The organism is Enterobacter sp. BNK-13, from assembly GCF_048685015.1.
Classification (GTDB): Bacteria; Pseudomonadota; Gammaproteobacteria; order Enterobacterales; family Enterobacteriaceae; genus Enterobacter; species Enterobacter quasiroggenkampii.
This window is the reverse complement of sequence record NZ_JBLQTP010000001.1, coordinates 1,298,867-1,314,620: the sequence shown is the minus strand read 5'-3', so window position 1 is coordinate 1,314,620 and position 15,754 is coordinate 1,298,867. Positions and strand designations below refer to the sequence as shown.

Below are 15,754 nucleotides of genomic sequence, written 5' to 3'. Positions count from 1 at the left end.
CGCCCGTCCCGTCAACAACGGGATGACAATATGGTGAGGTGTCCGAGTGGCTGAAGGAGCACGCCTGGAAAGTGTGTATACGGCAACGTATCGGGGGTTCGAATCCCCCCCTCACCGCCATATTTAAAGAAGAGCTCGCATGAAAATGCGGGCTTTTTTTTTCGCATATTGCACGCATGCAGGGGGATTCGAACCTTCAAACTCCCTGCGCTCTTTATGTCGGGTGGCGCTGCGCTTACCCGACCTACAAAAAGCTACTCCTCCACCATCTTCGCATACTCTTCAGTCAGAAAATCCACCAGCGTCCTGACCGACGGCAGCATGCCGCGCCGCGAAGGATAAACCGCGTGAATCACTTCCCGTCGGGGTTCCCACGCGTCCAGCACCCGTACCAGTTCCCCTGACGCAAGCTGATCCTTCACCATCAAAATCGGCAACTGTACAACGCCCACGCCCGCCATCGCTGCTTCCCGCAGTGCCAGCATGTCGGTGGTAATAAAGCGCGGTGCGTAGTGGATCTCCGCTTTCGCCCCTTCTGGACCACTGAGCTCCCATTTATGCACCTGTTTACCGGCCCCCATACTTAATCCAGGCCATTCACTGAGCTCGGAAGGCATTCGCGGTTTACCCATACGTTCAATCAACTGCGGGCTTGCCACCAGGCAATGCCCCCTGTCAGCCAGCACCCTTAACACCAGGTCGCTGTCATCAAACGGACGCGGACGCACGCGGATAGCCACATCAATACCTTCGCCAACAAGATCGACCCGACGATTGGTGGCCTCAAGCTGGAGATTAATCCCGGGGTAGCGCGCCATAAACCGCGCCAGCATCGGTCCCACGTGGACGTGCAGCAACGTGACGGGACAGGTGATCCTGACGACGCCGCGCGGCTCAGCCTGCAGCGCAGCAACGGCCTCCTCTGCCGCTTCTGCTTCTATCAGCATTGCCTTACAGTGCTGATAGAAAGTGTGCCCCACTTCCGTCACCGTAAACTGCCGCGTCGTGCGCTGTATCAACCGTACGCCAAGCCGCTCCTCCAGCTGCGCAATCCTGCGGCTCAGTTTGGACTTGGGTTGGTCAAGCGCCCTTCCCGCCGCCGCAAACCCCCCGTACTCCACAACCTTCACAAACCAGACGAAGTCATTGAGATCCTGCATAAATCCTCATCGTTCTATTTTCAGAACAGTGAATGCCATTTTCACTATCTACCGGGATATTAACCCTGAATATAAGCTAATTACATCAACAGAACATCAGGAGTTAATCATGAAAAACATCACTGGCGTTTATACCGCTCCTCGTCAGCACTGGGTTGGCGATGGTTTCCCGGTCCGTTCAATGTTCTCTTATCAAACCCACGGCGAGCCGCTCAGCCCGTTCCTGCTGCTGGACTATGCGGGTCCATACACCTTTCCGGCAGATGGTGCGAAACGCGGCGTAGGCCAGCATCCTCACCGGGGTTTTGAGACGGTCACTATCGTCTATGCCGGTGAAGTGGAGCATCGCGACTCCACGGGGAAAGGCGGTGTGATTGGGCCCGGCGACGTGCAGTGGATGACCGCAGGCGCAGGCATTTTGCACGAGGAGTTCCACTCCAGCGCGTTCTCGCAGAAAGGCGGGGAACTCAAAATGATGCAGCTTTGGGTCAACCTACCGGCGAAAGACAAGATGGCCGCACCGGGCTACCAGAGCATCACGAAAGCCGACATCCCGGTGGTGACGCTGCCTGACAATGGTGGAACGCTGCGGGTTATTGCCGGTCGCTACGACACGGTGACCGGCCCGGCGCACACCTTCTCGCCGCTCAACGTCTGGGACATCGCGCTGAACCAGGGAAGCCATCTGACGCTCGCTCAGCCGGAAGGCTGGAGCACGGCGCTGGTCGTGCTTGAAGGCAGCATCACGGTAAACGGTACCGCTCAGGCGGGTGAAGCCCAGCTGGTCGTGTTAAGTCAGGAAGGCGACAAACTGCATCTGGAAGCGAACAGCGACGCAAAAGTGCTGCTGATGGCCGGTGAGCCGCTGAATGAACCGATCGTGGGCTACGGCCCGTTTGTGATGAACAGTAAAACCGAAATCAACGAAGCCATTCGTGATTTCAATTCCGGCCGCTTTGGTCAGATCTGAACGTAATAAAGGAGAAGAAGATGTCTACACCTGCGAATTTTAACGGAACCCGTCCGGCCATCGATGTAAACGATGCGGTGATGTTGCTTATCGATCACCAGAGCGGTCTGTTCCAGACCGTTGGGGATATGCCAATGCCGGAACTGCGTGCCCGTGCGGCAGCGCTGGCAAAAATCGCAACCCTGGCGAAGATCCCGGTGATCACCACCGCGTCCGTCCCACAAGGACCAAACGGACCGCTTATCCCGGAGATCCACGCCAACGCGCCGCATGCGCAATATGTTGTCCGTAAAGGCGAAATCAACGCCTGGGATAACCCGGAGTTCGTGGCGGCGGTAAAAGCCACCGGGCGTAAGACGTTGATCATTGCGGGCACCATCACCAGCGTCTGCATGGCCTTCCCGTCAATCAGCGCGGTGGCGGACGGGTATAAAGTGTTTGCGGTGATTGATGCCTCCGGCACCTACAGCAAAATGGCGCAGGAGATCACGCTGGCGCGCGTTGTACAGGCGGGCGTGGTCCCGATGGATACGGCGGCGGTAGCCTCTGAGATCCAGCGTACATGGAACCGTGAAGATGCAGCGGAGTGGGCGGAAGTGTACACCCACATCTTCCCGGCTTATCAGCTACTGATCGAAAGCTACAGCAAAGCGCAGGAAGTGATTAAAAACAGCGAAGTGCTCGATTCACAGCGTTAATCCCCTGCTCCACGGCGTAAAAACCGTGGAGCTGATTATTGCTTAACCGAACAGGCACTAAAGCTGAAAATCTGCTTGACCGTGTCAGCGCAACTCCCTATAGTAGCGCCCCGTTGCCCCCCAAGCGGTCAGGCAGCAAAACAATATGGTGAGGTGTCCGAGTGGCTGAAGGAGCACGCCTGGAAAGTGTGTATACGGCAACGTATCGGGGGTTCGAATCCCCCCCTCACCGCCATATTTAAAGAAGAGCTCGCATGAAAATGCGGGCTTTTTTTTTCGCATATTGCAAGCACGCAGTATTGTAGGTCGGGTAAGCGCAGCGCCACCCGACGACATGCCCGCACAAAAAACAAAGCCCGGTTTCCCGGGCCTTGAACGCAACAGCAAACTCAGTAATACGCTTGCAGCGTGCGCTGGCAGAGCGCCGAGCGCACGCAGTCCTCTTTGGTGAAGCGTACCACCCCAATCATCTCATCTTCCTCAAAACGTGACATGGCGTCGCTCAGTCCGGATTTCACGCCGGACGGCAGGTCACACTGGGTAATATCGCCGTTAACGATAACCGTCACGTTCTCCCCGAGGCGTGTTAAAAACATCTTCATTTGCGCAGCGGTCACGTTCTGAGCCTCGTCAAGAATGACGACCGCATTTTCAAATGTACGTCCGCGCATATAGGCGAACGGCGCGATTTCCACCTTGCCAATCTCTGGCCGCAGGCAGTACTGCATAAAGGATGCACCCAGCCGCTTCACCAGCACGTCATAGACGGGCCTGAAGTACGGGGCAAACTTCTCCGAAATATCACCGGGCAAGAAGCCGAGATCTTCATCAGCCTGCAGTACCGGACGGGTAACAATGATTCTCTCCACGTCCTTATGGATCAGCGCTTCCGCCGCTTTGGCTGCACTGATCCAGGTTTTCCCGCATCCGGCTTCACCGGTTGCAAAGATGAGCTGTTTACTCTCGATAGCATTCAGGTAGTGCGCCTGAGCCTCATTGCGCGCCACAATTGGAGAATTATCACGGCTGTCACGGGCCATGCCAATTGCTTCTACGCCACTCATCTGCACAAGCGAGGTGACCGATTCTTCTTCACGCTGTTTATGGCTACGTGAATCCCGTCTCAGCACACGTTTTGCTTCGCGACGAGCTTTGATCACTGCTTTTTGTCTTCCCATGGATAGCACCTTGAGTTGTTGGTATTCATCACACGCGCCAGTGTCGGCACGATTATGCGCACGAACATCAGAGGGTTGGCTTCCTTGTAAGCCATTGCTTGCACTATCGGATGACGATACGGAACAGCTACGCGCACCGTTCTGCACGTCGGTCGAATCAGATTCTTGAGGGAGGGGGGAAAATTTAGTGGTGAGGAAATCGCTGCCGGAGTCTGAGCCTCCGCGCCGGATGCTGCGGTTGTTATGTTTACCTTGTCCAGTACAGGACGCAACCATTCGCGATCTCCATAGTGATTCAGCATCACTGCCGGGAACTACCGCTGTCTTATCTTAAGTACATCAGGAGTTATCATAAATGCAACATTTATTTTACCTGAATGCAACTTTTAAGACTGTCCCTACAGTTGAAATCAGTCTCATATAGAAATATTACAGAAATATAACAGCAGGATAGTCATATGAAAAAATAATGTCCCTGCGAATCGTCGCAGGGACAATTATCAGGCTTCAATAAGACCTTGAGCGAGATACGCGTTGCTGTCGCGCACGCCTGGCAGGGCAAAGAAATAGCCGCCGCCGATGGGTTTAATGTACTCTTCCAGCGCTTCGCCGTTGAGCCGCTTCTGCACGGTCAGGAAGCCCTTTTCCAGATCGTGCTGATAGCAGACGAACAGCAGCCCCATATCGAGCTGACCGGAATTGGTGACGCCGAGCGAATAGCTGTATCCCCGACGCATCATCAGGCTCGACTGCGTCTCTTTGGTGCGCGGATTGGCCAGACGAATATGGCTGTCCAGCGCAATTACATCGCCATTCGGATCGCTGGCGTAGTCAGGCACATCATGCTCGTTCTTCATGCCGAGCGGTGCCCCGCTTTGCTTATCGCGACCGAAGATCGTCTGCTGCTCTTTCAGCGGCGTGCGGTCCCAGAACTCCACGTGGAACTGAATAATCCGCACCGCCTGATAGCTGCCGCCCACCGCCCATGCCGGTTCATTCTGGTCGGCAGTGACCCACACCACCTCCTTCATGAGCGCGCTATCGTGGCTGTCCGGGTTGGCCGTGCCGTCCTTGAAGCCCAGCAGGTTCACCGGGGTCTCTTTACCCTTGCTGCGGGCGGCGTGGTCAGAGATAAACCCTTCCCGCTTCCAGCGCACGCTCAGCAGATCCGGCGTATGCTTGATGATGTCGCGCAGGGCGTGGATCACCGTGTCCTGGGTATTGGCGCAGATCTGCAGGAGCAGGTCGCCGTGACAAAGGGCGGCATCCAGGGAATCATTCGGGAAGCGCGTCATTTTTTGCAGCGCTTTCGGCTTCTGTTTTGCCAGCCCGTAACGCGCGTCAAACAGCGATTCTCCCAGCGAAACGGTTATGGTCAGGTTATCCGGGGCAATGAATGGCCCCAGAATGCCGGAGTCCATTGGCGGCAGACGCGGGTTCGGCGTATCGGGCGCCGGTCCACCGGCGGTAAGAAACGCGATGCGCGTCGTCAGCAGGCGGAACAAACGTTCCAGATCGGCTTTATCACTGGCCAGCGAATCAAAGGCCACCAGCATCATCGACGCCTGCTGCGGCGTCAGGATACCGGCCTGATGCTCGCCATAAAACGGCTGCGTCTCCATGCGGGCATTAGGTGACAGCGTGCCGGGCGCGCTTTGCGGTTTCGCCGCGTGCGCCACCGGACACCCGCCAGCCAGAGCAAGCGCGCCCCCCAGCGCCCCTACCCCTTTTAACAACCGGCGACGGGAAGGCTCAGCCACGTCGCTCTCGTTATGCTTATTCATCGTGCTTAGTCCAGACCCAGTACGCCACGCAGCAGGGAGAGATCTTCCGCCAGGGCGGTAATCGGGCCTTTCAGCGCATTACGGTCGGCATCGGTCAGCTTGTCGTAGGTCTCAAACCCGTCTTTGGTGCGGTACTTCGCCAGGATGGTGTCGACTTTTTTGAAGTTGGCATCCACTTTGGCCAGCAGCTCGCCGTTCTCTTTCTGCAGCTGAGGACGCAGCAGGTTAACAATTTTCTGCGCGCCGTCGACGTTAGCCTGGAAGTCCCACAGGTCGGTATGGCTGTAGCGATCTTCTTCGCCGCTGATTTTGCTCGCGGCCACTTCTTCAATCAGCCCGGCCGCACCGCCCACCACTTTTGATGGCGGGAAGGCCAGCTCGCTGATGCGCTTTTGCAGCTCCAGCACGTCGCTGTTCAACTGGTCGGCATACTTCTCCATCCCTTTGGCAGAATTATCGCCAAACAGGGCTTTCTCCAGACGGTGGAAACCGGTGAATTTCGGATCGGCCGCTTTCTGCTCGAAATCATCTTCACGGGCGTCAATGCTGCCATCAAGGTCAGAGAACAGCTCGGCGATCGGCTCAATGCGCTCGTAATGCTGACGGGTTGGCGCGTAGAGGGATTTCGCTTTTTCGATATCACCGGCCTTCACCGCATCGGTAAAGGCTTTGGTTGCCGCTGCCAGATCCGCCGTCTCTTTCGTGACGTACGCTTTATACGCGGTAATCGCATCGCCCAGGCTCAGTACCGCAGCGCCTTTCGCCGCATCGGCCGTCGCTTCACCTTTGACGATGAGCTTCCCTTTCGGATTGGTCAGCAGACCGCAGGTCATCTCATACTCGCCCGGCTGCAGGTTGGCGGTCATCTTCTGGCTGAAGCCAGGGGCGATATTTTCACGCTCTTCCACCACCAGAACGCCTTTCAGGATCTCCCACTCCAGCGCCTTCTGGCTGTGGTTCTGAATAATAAACTGGGTTTTTCCGCTGTTCACCGTGAGGGTCATCGGCTCACACTGCTTGTCGTTGACGGTGACCTTAACCTGTGGAACATCCGCGCCCCAGGCGGAAAATGCAGAAGCGAACAGCGCGGCAATGCCTGCGCATAACGCACTACGACGGAACTGAATTGCCATGACTCTTCCCTTTAAAAGTATGTTGTTACTCAATCAAAGATTACGGCGCAACGCGCGACGCCTGCGTGCCGGTACGCGGCGGCATTGCGAACAGCACCAGCGCCGGAACCAGATAGATAAAGTACATCGCCACTTCGCTGACGCTCGGCGTTTCCTGATAGCCGAAGATACCTTCGAGCAGGGTGCCGGTCAGAGAGTGCGTGGAGAGAACGTTGCTGAGGTCGAACGCCACGTCCTGGAAATGGTTCCACAGGCCCGCTTCATGGAAGGCGCGAATCGCCCCTGCCGCCAGACCCGCGGCTACCAGCAGAATAAACAGGCTGGTCCACTTGAAGAAGGCGCCCAGGTTCAGACGAATACCGCCCCAGTAGAGCAGGAAACCGAGCACCACGGCCGTGGCGAGGCCCAGCATGGCCCCCAGCGGCGGCCAAATCCCCACATCCTGCTGAAACGCCGCCAGCAGGAAGAAAACAGACTCCAGCCCTTCGCGCGCCACGGCGAAAAAGACCATCATAATGAGCGCCCAGCCGTGGTTGTTCCCCTTCTGTAGGGCGTTATCCACCGCCTGCTCCAGCTGCACCTTCACGTTACGGGAGACTTTACGCATCCAGAACACCATCCAGGTGAGGATCACCACCGCAATCACGGCGACGATACCTTCAAACAGCTCCTGCTCTTTCTGCGGAAACTCGCCGGTGGTTTCGTTGATGAGGACACCTAAGCCCAGGCAGAGCGCCGCGGCAAGGAAGACCCCGATCCACATGACGCCAATCCAGCGCCCGCGCTGGGTTCGCTTCAGATAACTGGCGATGAGGCTCACGATAAGGGCGGCTTCGAGCCCTTCACGTAACATAATGAGAAATGGAACAAACATGCCGACACCTTAAATGTTTATCGCGGTCAACTGATGCAAAGAAAGGTAAATTCTTGTGATAGTGATTATCATTACGGCAGAAAGAAACACAAGCGAAATGTGCGTTGTTTTGATGACGAGTTGTAAACGTAGAGCCTGATAATAGTTTCAGGTGTTATCGTTAAGTTTATAAGTTATAACGAAAATGCCCATTTACGCTGATTCAGGGCTGTGGCTAAATATCCGCCTCACAACCTAACTGAAAATAAACCATGTTTAAAATTGTCCATTTCCTGCTGGCGCTGGTGATTATTCTTGCGCTGGCCTGGCTTACGAGTTTTGACCGCCGGAAAATTCGGGTTCGTTTTGTTTTACAGCTGATTGTCATTGAAATTGCCCTGGCGTTCTTTTTCCTGCACGCCGAAAGCGGGTTATTCCTGATTAAATACGTCTCGGGATTTTTTGAGTCACTGCTCAAATTTGCTGGCGAAGGGACTAATTTCGTCTTTGGCGGTATGGGAGAAAAAGGGCTGGCGTTCATTTTCCTCGGCGTACTTTGCCCGATTATTTTTATTTCCGCGCTGATTGGTATTCTTCAGCACTGGCGGATCCTGCCGATTTTTATTCGGGTGATCGGTACGCTGCTGTCCAAACTGAACGGCATGGGCAAGCTGGAATCCTTTAATGCGGTGAGCTCGCTGATCCTCGGCCAGTCGGAAAACTTCATTGCCTACAAAGGCGTGCTGGGCGATCTCTCCTCGCGTCGTCTGTTCACCATGGCGGCCACGGCCATGTCGACGGTCTCCCTGTCGATTGTCGGGGCGTATATGACCATGCTCGATGCCAAATTTGTCGTCGCGGCGCTGATTCTGAACATGTTCAGCACCTTTATTATTCTCTCCGTCATCAACCCGGCGCGCCCGGAAGCGGAGCCGGATATCAAGCTTGAAAAGCTGCATGAATCGCAGAGCTTCTTCGAGATGCTCGGCGAGTATATTCTGGCCGGTTTTAAGGTGGCGATGATTATTCTGGCGATGCTGATTGGCTTTATCGCCCTTATTAGTGCCGTTAACGCCCTCTTCTCCAGCGTATTTGGCATGAGCTTCCAGCAGATCCTTGGCTATGTATTTTATCCCCTGGCATGGCTGGTAGGTATTCCGCTGAGCGATGCCTTAAACGCGGGCAGCATTATGGCGACCAAGCTGGTGGCGAATGAATTTGTGGCGATGATTGAGCTGCAGAAAATAGCGCACCAGATGTCCCCGCGCGGGCTGGGGATTTTATCCGTCTTCCTCGTCTCGTTCGCGAACTTCGCTTCCATCGGCATCGTGGCCGGGGCGATTAAGGGCCTGAACGAGCAGCAGGGTAACGTGGTATCGCGTTTCGGGCTGCGTCTGGTCTACGGCGCGACGCTGGTGAGTTTGCTGTCGGCGAGCTTTGCGGGGTTGGTGCTCTGATGCAATGCCGGGTGGCGCGCAGCGATCCCGGCCTGCAAAACAACAACGGCGGGAATTCCCGCCGTTTTCATTAAAACTGTACGCACACCGGCTGATCGACACGCATCACCGACTCCTGCGCGAAGCGTGACTTATAAATCCCGCGTAACGCTTCGATGTTCTTCTCACTCTGCGCATCTTTACCGTGGATCAGCATCAGCGCCTTGCTCGGTTCACGCGCCACTTTTCCGTCGTTCCCCAGCCACTGCCCGCGGGCATCAAATACCGTTAAGCCATCGCGAAAGCGCGGCGTCACGTCCTGGTCAACAAACTGCTGCCACTCGTTGGGGGTAATCTGCGCCCCGGCAGGACGGTTTAAGCCGAAATAGAGCGTGGTTTGCTGCATCTGGTTATCCGCTTTGCAGGTCTCTACCGCCGCGTGTTGCGATGGCGCGTTGCAGCCCGCCAGCATCAATAATGCCGTCGCCATTAACCCTGTTTTGATTGTCATGCTTCGCTATCCTCATTGTTATAAGCACAGGGATATCACAGGAAAAGACGGATTTTGGCAAGAAAAAAGCCGGGTGCGCTTGCGCTTACCCGGCCTACGGTACTGCGTGAGAAAATTATTCTGGCTGCAGCTTAGACGGCGGTGCAGAGTGGTAATGCGCGTCGGCTTCCGCAAAGCGTTTCTGCATGGAGGCAGACGGCGCTTTACCCAACAGGCTGAAGACCACGATACCGATGCTGCCGAAGATGAAGCCCGGAATGATTTCGTACAGGCCCAGCCAGGCGAACTGTTTCCAGACGATAACGGTCACCGCACCGATAATCATCCCCGCCAGCGCGCCGTTACGGGTCATACGGGACCACATGACGGAGAACAGGACTACCGGACCAAATGCCGCACCAAAGCCCGCCCACGCGTAGCTCACGAGACCCAGCACGCGGTTTTCCGGGTTGGCCGCCAGCGCAATCGCAATCAGCGCCACCAGCAGCACCATAAAGCGCCCTACCCATACCAGCTCTTTCTGGCTCGCGCCCTTGCGCAGGAAGGCCTTATAGAGGTCTTCGGTGATGGCACTGGAGCAGACCAGCAGCTGACAGCTCAGGGTGGACATCACCGCGGCCAGGATCGCGGAGAGCAGAATACCGGCAATCCACGGGTTAAACAGAATCTGCGCCAGCTCGATAAACACGCGTTCGGCGTTCTGGTTCACCGCGCCCGCCTGCGCCGGGTTATTGCTGAAGTAGGCGATCCCGAAGAAGCCGACCGCACACGCGCCCGCCAGACACAGAATCATCCACGTCATACTGATGCGGCGCGCATGGACGATGGTGTGGTGAGAATCCGCCGCCATAAAGCGCGCCAGAATGTGCGGCTGACCGAAGTAGCCCAGACCCCAGCCCATCAGGGAGACGATGGCGACAAAGTTGAGCCCTTTCAGCATGTCGACGTTTTCGATGCTCTTCTGCTTGATCACTTCCAGCGAATCGCCAAAGCCGCCAACGGTGAAAATCACAATCACCGGGGTCAGGATCAGCGCGAAGATCATCAGGCTCGCCTGCACGGTGTCGGTCCAGCTGACGGCCAGGAAGCCGCCCACGAAGGTATAGAGGATGGTTGCCGCCGCTCCGGCCCACAGGGCGGTTTCGTAGCTCATGCCGAAGGTGCTTTCGAACAGACGCGCACCGGCCACGATGCCGGAGGCACAGTAGATGGTGAAGAACACCAGGATCACCACCGCCGAGATAATACGCAGCACGCGGCTGTTATCCTCAAAGCGTCCGGTGAAGTAGTCCGGCAGCGTCAGGGCGTTATTGTTGGCCTCAGTGTGCACGCGCAGACGGCCTGCCACCAGCTTCCAGTTGATCCATGCGCCCACGGTCAGACCGATGGCAATCCAGCTTTCCGAAATACCAGAGATGAAAATCGCACCGGGCAGACCCATCAGCAGCCAGCCGCTCATGTCCGATGCGCCTGCAGAGAGTGCGGTCACCATCGGGCCTAAACTGCGTCCGCCCAGGATGTAGTCGTCAAAGTTTTTCGTTGAACGCCACGCCAAAAACCCTATCAGGATCATGCCAAAAATATAAACGAGAAATGTCACCAGCATCGGTGTGCTAATTGCCATTCAAATTCTCCAAAAGTGTCGAGCGACAACCGTCCGGGTTGCCTTGTTATATGATCACCGGAACGAGGTGACGGTATCTTGTGTTTCGGTGAGGCGCGCTATCCTGCCGTATGCGCCCTCCGCTGACAAACGATTTAACACTGCATTTACATCAATTTCATCCCCGGTTTGATACGAGTTTCCTATAGGTTGCACTCGCTCACGCTTTTACGGGTTGCACCTTTTAAAAGTGTTAACTCCCGCATAAAAACAGGCTTCCCGGGACAAAGGCAGCACGTTTTTCCAGCTAACCATCCGTTAACAATTCATTCATTTCCCGGGTTGCAAACCAGGTCACATTTAACACGGTTGCACAAAGTTGCAACATGGTGGATATTTCACGCTAACGACCAAACACGATGAAAGCACAACAGGAGCTTTGGCATGGGTATGACCACCATGGGGGTTAAGCTGGATGACGCAACCCGCGAACGGATTAAGACCGCAGCAACCCGCATTGACCGCACGCCGCACTGGTTAATTAAGCAGGCGATTTTTAACTATCTCGAAAGACTCGAGAGCGACGAGGGCCTGCCGGAGCTGCCTGCCCTGCTCGCCGGTGCCGCCAATGAAAGTGAAGAAGCGCCGACCGCTGGCGACGAGAGCCATCAGCCGTTCCTGGAATTCGCCGAGCAGATCCTGCCGCAGTCCGTCAGCCGCGCCGCCATTACCGGCGCGTACCGTCGCGCCGAAACCGACGCCGTACCGATGCTGCTGGAGCAGGCCCGTCTGCCGGAAGCTATTGCCGCACAGGCGCACAGCCTGGCGTACCAGCTGGCTGACAAACTGCGTAACCAGAAAACCGCCACCGGCCGCGCCGGGATGGTTCAGGGTCTGTTGCAGGAGTTTTCCCTCTCCTCACAGGAGGGCGTGGCGCTGATGTGCCTGGCGGAAGCGCTGCTGCGTATTCCGGATAAAGCCACCCGCGACGCGCTGATCCGCGACAAGATCAGCAACGGTAACTGGCATTCGCACATTGGCCGCAGCCCGTCGCTGTTCGTCAACGCCGCGACCTGGGGTCTGCTGTTTACCGGCAAGCTGGTCTCGACCCATAACGAAGCCAACCTGTCACGCTCTCTGAACCGCATTATCGGTAAGAGCGGCGAGCCGCTGATCCGCAAAGGTGTGGATATGGCGATGCGTCTGATGGGCGAACAGTTTGTGACCGGAGAAACCATTGCCGAAGCGCTGGCGAACGCCCGCAAGCTGGAAGATAAAGGTTTCCGCTATTCGTACGACATGCTCGGCGAAGCGGCGCTGACCGCCGCCGACGCGCAGGCCTACATGGTTTCTTACCAGCAGGCGATCCACGCCATCGGTAAAGCGTCCAACGGTCGCGGTATTTATGAAGGCCCGGGCATCTCGATTAAGCTCTCCGCCCTGCACCCGCGTTACAGCCGCGCGCAGTACGACCGGGTGATGGAAGAGCTCTACCCGCGCCTGAAGTCCCTGACCCTGCTGGCGCGCCAGTATGACATCGGCATCAACATCGACGCCGAAGAGGCCGACCGTCTGGAGATCTCCCTCGATCTGCTGGAAAAACTGTGCTTCGAGCCGGAGCTGGCGGGCTGGAACGGGATTGGTTTCGTTATCCAGGCCTACCAGAAGCGCTGCCCGTTCGTCATTGATTACCTGATTGACCTGGCCAGCCGTAGCCGCCGTCGTCTGATGATCCGCCTGGTGAAAGGGGCCTACTGGGACAGCGAAATCAAACGCGCCCAGATGGAAGGGCTGGAAGGCTATCCGGTCTATACCCGCAAGGTCTATACCGACGTCTCTTACCTCGCCTGCGCGAAAAAGCTGCTTGGCGTGCCGAACCTGATTTATCCGCAGTTCGCCACCCACAACGCCCATACCCTGGCGGCAATTTACAGCCTGGCCGGGCAGAACTACTATCCGGGCCAGTACGAATTCCAGTGCCTGCACGGCATGGGCGAACCGCTGTACGAGCAGGTGACCGGTAAAGTGGCCGACGGCAAGCTGAACCGTCCGTGCCGAATTTATGCCCCGGTAGGTACCCACGAAACCCTGCTGGCCTACCTGGTGCGTCGCCTGCTGGAAAACGGCGCGAATACCTCCTTCGTTAACCGCATCGCCGACACCACGCTGCCGCTCGACGAGCTGGTCGCCGATCCGGTGGAGGCCGTTGAGAAGATGGCGGCCCAGGAAGGCCAGATTGGCCTGCCGCATCCGAAGATTGCCCTGCCGCGCGAGCTGTACGGCAAGGGTCGCGTCAACTCGGCGGGGCTGGATCTCGCCAACGAACACCGTCTGGCGTCCCTCTCCTCTGCCCTGCTCAACAGCGCGCTGCAGAAGTGGCAGGCGAAACCGATGCTGGAGCAGCCCGTTGCTGACGGCGACATGCAGCCGGTCATCAACCCGGCTGAGCCAAAAGACATCGTCGGCTACGTGCGTGAAGCCACCGATGCGGAAGTGGATCAGGCGCTGGACAGCGCGGTGAATAACGCCCCTATCTGGTTCGCCACCCCGCCGCAGGAACGTGCCGCCATCCTGGAGCGCGCGGCGGTGCTGATGGAAGACCAGATGCAGTCGCTCATCGGCATTCTGGTGCGCGAAGCGGGTAAAACCTTCAGCAACGCCATCGCCGAAGTGCGCGAGGCGGTCGACTTCCTGCACTACTACGCCGGTCAGGTGCGCGATGATTTCGATAACGAAACCCACCGTCCGCTCGGCCCGGTCGTCTGTATCAGCCCGTGGAACTTCCCGCTGGCGATCTTCACCGGCCAGATTGCCGCCGCCCTGGCCGCTGGCAACAGCGTGCTGGCAAAACCGGCAGAGCAGACCCCGCTGATTGCCGCGCAGGGCATCAACATTCTTCTGGAAGCAGGCGTACCGGCAGGCGTGGTCCAGCTGCTGCCGGGCCGCGGTGAAACCGTGGGCGCCAAACTGACCTCCGATAACCGCGTGCGCGGCGTGATGTTTACCGGTTCGACCGAAGTGGCCTCGCTGCTGCAGCGCAATATTGCCACCCGTCTGGATGCGCAGGGTCGTCCTACTCCGCTTATCGCGGAAACCGGCGGCATGAACGCCATGATCGTTGACTCCTCTGCCCTTACCGAGCAGGTGGTGGTTGACGTGCTGGCCTCCGCCTTCGACAGCGCCGGTCAGCGCTGCTCCGCCCTGCGCGTGCTGTGCCTGCAGGATGACGTGGCGGACCACACGCTGAAGATGCTGCGCGGCGCGATGGCCGAATGTCGCATGGGCAACCCGGGCCGTCTCACCACCGACATCGGGCCGGTGATCGACGCGGAAGCCAAAGCCAATATTGAAAACCACATTCAGGCCATGCGCGCGAAAGGCCGTCCGGTGTTCCAGGCGGTGCGAGACAACAGCGAAGACGCCCGCGAGTGGCGTTCCGGCACCTTTGTGCCGCCTACGCTTATCGAGCTGGCAAGCTTCGACGAGCTGAAAAAAGAGGTCTTCGGTCCGGTGCTGCACGTGGTGCGCTACAACCGTAACAACCTCAACGAGCTGGTTGAGCAGATCAACGCCTCCGGCTATGGCCTGACGCTCGGCGTACATACCCGTATCGACGAGACCATCGCGCAGGTAACCGGCAGCGCCAAAGTGGGCAACCTGTACGTTAACCGCAACATGGTTGGCGCGGTCGTGGGCGTGCAGCCGTTCGGCGGTGAAGGCCTCTCCGGCACCGGCCCGAAAGCGGGCGGTCCGCTCTACCTGTACCGTCTGCTGGCGAACCGTCCGGAGAACGCGCTGGGCGTCACCCTGGCGCGTCAGGATGCGGAGTACCCGGTGGATGCGCAGCTGAAAACCGTGCTGACCCAGCCGCTGGAAGCGCTGATCGCCTGGGCGGAAAAACGTCCTGAACTGCGTGCCGTGGCGCAGCAGTATGGCGAGCTGGCACAGGCCGGTACGCAGCGTCTGCTGCCTGGGCCGACCGGCGAGCGCAATACCTGGACGCTGATGCCGCGCGAGCGCGTACTGTGCGTGGCGGATAACGAGCAGGACGCGCTGGTACAGCTGGCCGCCGCGATGGCCACCGGGTGTGAAGTGCTGTGGTCGGACGATGCGCTGCATCGCGACCTGGCCAAACAGCTGCCGAAAGCGGTCTTGGCCCGTATCCACTTCGCGAAAGCCGATGTGCTGCTGACGCAGGCGTTCGATGCCGTGATTTATCACGGTGATTCCGATCAGCTGCGCGAGCTATGCGAGCAGGTTGCGGCCCGCAGCGGGGCAATTGTTTCGGTGCAGGGCTTCGCGCGCGGGGAAACCAACCTGCTGCTGGAGCGTCTGTACGTGGAGCGCTCGCTCAGCGTCAACACCGCGGCAGCGGGCGGTAACGCCAGCCTGATGACCATCGGTTAATCGTGTAAACTCTCCCCGGTG

11 protein-coding genes and 2 tRNA genes are annotated in these 15,754 nt (G+C 57.7%); 6 read left to right on the top strand and 7 right to left on the bottom strand.

The genetic code is table 11. The features are described 5' to 3' along the window. Nucleotides 1–32: 32 nt before the first annotated feature. Nucleotides 33–120: transfer RNA gene (locus ACMGGQ_RS06200), tRNA-Ser, on the top strand. Between the two features lie 134 nt (nucleotides 121–254). Here ACMGGQ_RS06200 and ACMGGQ_RS06195 read toward each other — a convergent pair. Then, nucleotides 255–1,160 (bottom strand): LysR family transcriptional regulator, encoded by a 906-nt coding sequence (locus ACMGGQ_RS06195; protein WP_025912992.1) that lies wholly within the window; start codon nucleotides 1,158–1,160, stop codon nucleotides 255–257. A gap of 109 nt (nucleotides 1,161–1,269) precedes the next feature. Here ACMGGQ_RS06195 and ACMGGQ_RS06190 point away from each other — a divergent pair, with 109 nt between their 5' ends. The 3 genes from ACMGGQ_RS06190 (at nucleotide 1,270) to ACMGGQ_RS06180 (ending at nucleotide 3,063) form a co-directional block, all read left to right on the top strand. Beyond that, complete coding sequence (locus tag ACMGGQ_RS06190) at nucleotides 1,270–2,130, top strand: pirin family protein (RefSeq protein WP_069719459.1); 861 nt, start codon at nucleotides 1,270–1,272, stop codon at nucleotides 2,128–2,130. A 20-nt stretch (nucleotides 2,131–2,150) separates the two neighbouring features. Then, nucleotides 2,151–2,828: an isochorismatase family protein gene (locus ACMGGQ_RS06185; protein WP_420289727.1), complete on the top strand. Its 678-nt coding sequence runs from the start codon at nucleotides 2,151–2,153 to the stop codon at nucleotides 2,826–2,828. 147 nt (nucleotides 2,829–2,975) lie between these two features. Further along, nucleotides 2,976–3,063: transfer RNA gene (locus ACMGGQ_RS06180), tRNA-Ser, on the top strand. Nucleotides 3,064–3,217: 154 nt separating this feature from the next. Here the strand turns inward: ACMGGQ_RS06180 and phoH are convergent. From phoH to efeU, 4 genes are all read right to left on the bottom strand, one after another. Next, a complete protein-coding gene (gene phoH, locus ACMGGQ_RS06175) occupies nucleotides 3,218–4,006 on the bottom strand; it encodes a phosphate starvation-inducible protein PhoH (protein WP_024908976.1) in 789 nt (262 codons plus the stop codon). A gap of 500 nt (nucleotides 4,007–4,506) precedes the next feature. Beyond that, complete coding sequence (gene efeB / locus ACMGGQ_RS06170) at nucleotides 4,507–5,790, bottom strand: iron uptake transporter deferrochelatase/peroxidase subunit (protein WP_047747495.1); 1,284 nt, start codon at nucleotides 5,788–5,790, stop codon at nucleotides 4,507–4,509. 5 nt (nucleotides 5,791–5,795) lie between these two features. Next, nucleotides 5,796–6,923 (bottom strand): iron uptake system protein EfeO, encoded by a 1,128-nt coding sequence (gene efeO, locus ACMGGQ_RS06165; RefSeq protein WP_045908300.1) that lies wholly within the window; start codon nucleotides 6,921–6,923, stop codon nucleotides 5,796–5,798. A 40-nt stretch (nucleotides 6,924–6,963) separates the two neighbouring features. Continuing rightward, nucleotides 6,964–7,797 carry an iron uptake transporter permease EfeU gene (efeU, locus tag ACMGGQ_RS06160; RefSeq protein WP_045908301.1) on the bottom strand — a complete coding sequence of 278 codons (834 nt, stop codon included), beginning with the start codon at nucleotides 7,795–7,797 and terminating at the stop codon, nucleotides 6,964–6,966. Between the two features lie 251 nt (nucleotides 7,798–8,048). On the opposite strand from efeU, the gene ACMGGQ_RS06155 reads away from it, so the two are divergent. Next, the gene (locus ACMGGQ_RS06155; RefSeq protein ID WP_277718590.1) at nucleotides 8,049–9,233 is read left to right on the top strand and encodes a NupC/NupG family nucleoside CNT transporter; all 1,185 of its coding nucleotides are present in this window, start codon (nucleotides 8,049–8,051) and stop codon (nucleotides 9,231–9,233) included. A 70-nt stretch (nucleotides 9,234–9,303) separates the two neighbouring features. Here the strand turns inward: ACMGGQ_RS06155 and ACMGGQ_RS06150 are convergent, their stop codons facing one another. Together ACMGGQ_RS06150 and putP are read right to left on the bottom strand one after the other, a co-directional pair. Next, a complete protein-coding gene (locus ACMGGQ_RS06150) occupies nucleotides 9,304–9,723 on the bottom strand; it encodes a DUF3574 domain-containing protein (RefSeq protein ID WP_235404215.1) in 420 nt (139 codons plus the stop codon). Nucleotides 9,724–9,838: 115 nt separating this feature from the next. Beyond that, nucleotides 9,839–11,347: a sodium/proline symporter PutP gene (putP, locus tag ACMGGQ_RS06145; RefSeq protein ID WP_045908304.1), complete on the bottom strand. Its 1,509-nt coding sequence runs from the start codon at nucleotides 11,345–11,347 to the stop codon at nucleotides 9,839–9,841. A gap of 423 nt (nucleotides 11,348–11,770) precedes the next feature. On the opposite strand from putP, the gene putA reads away from it, so the two are divergent. Beyond that, nucleotides 11,771–15,733, top strand: a complete 3,963-nt coding sequence (gene putA, locus ACMGGQ_RS06140) for a trifunctional transcriptional regulator/proline dehydrogenase/L-glutamate gamma-semialdehyde dehydrogenase (RefSeq protein ID WP_420289726.1) — start codon at nucleotides 11,771–11,773, stop codon at nucleotides 15,731–15,733. Nucleotides 15,734–15,754: the final 21 nt, after the last annotated feature.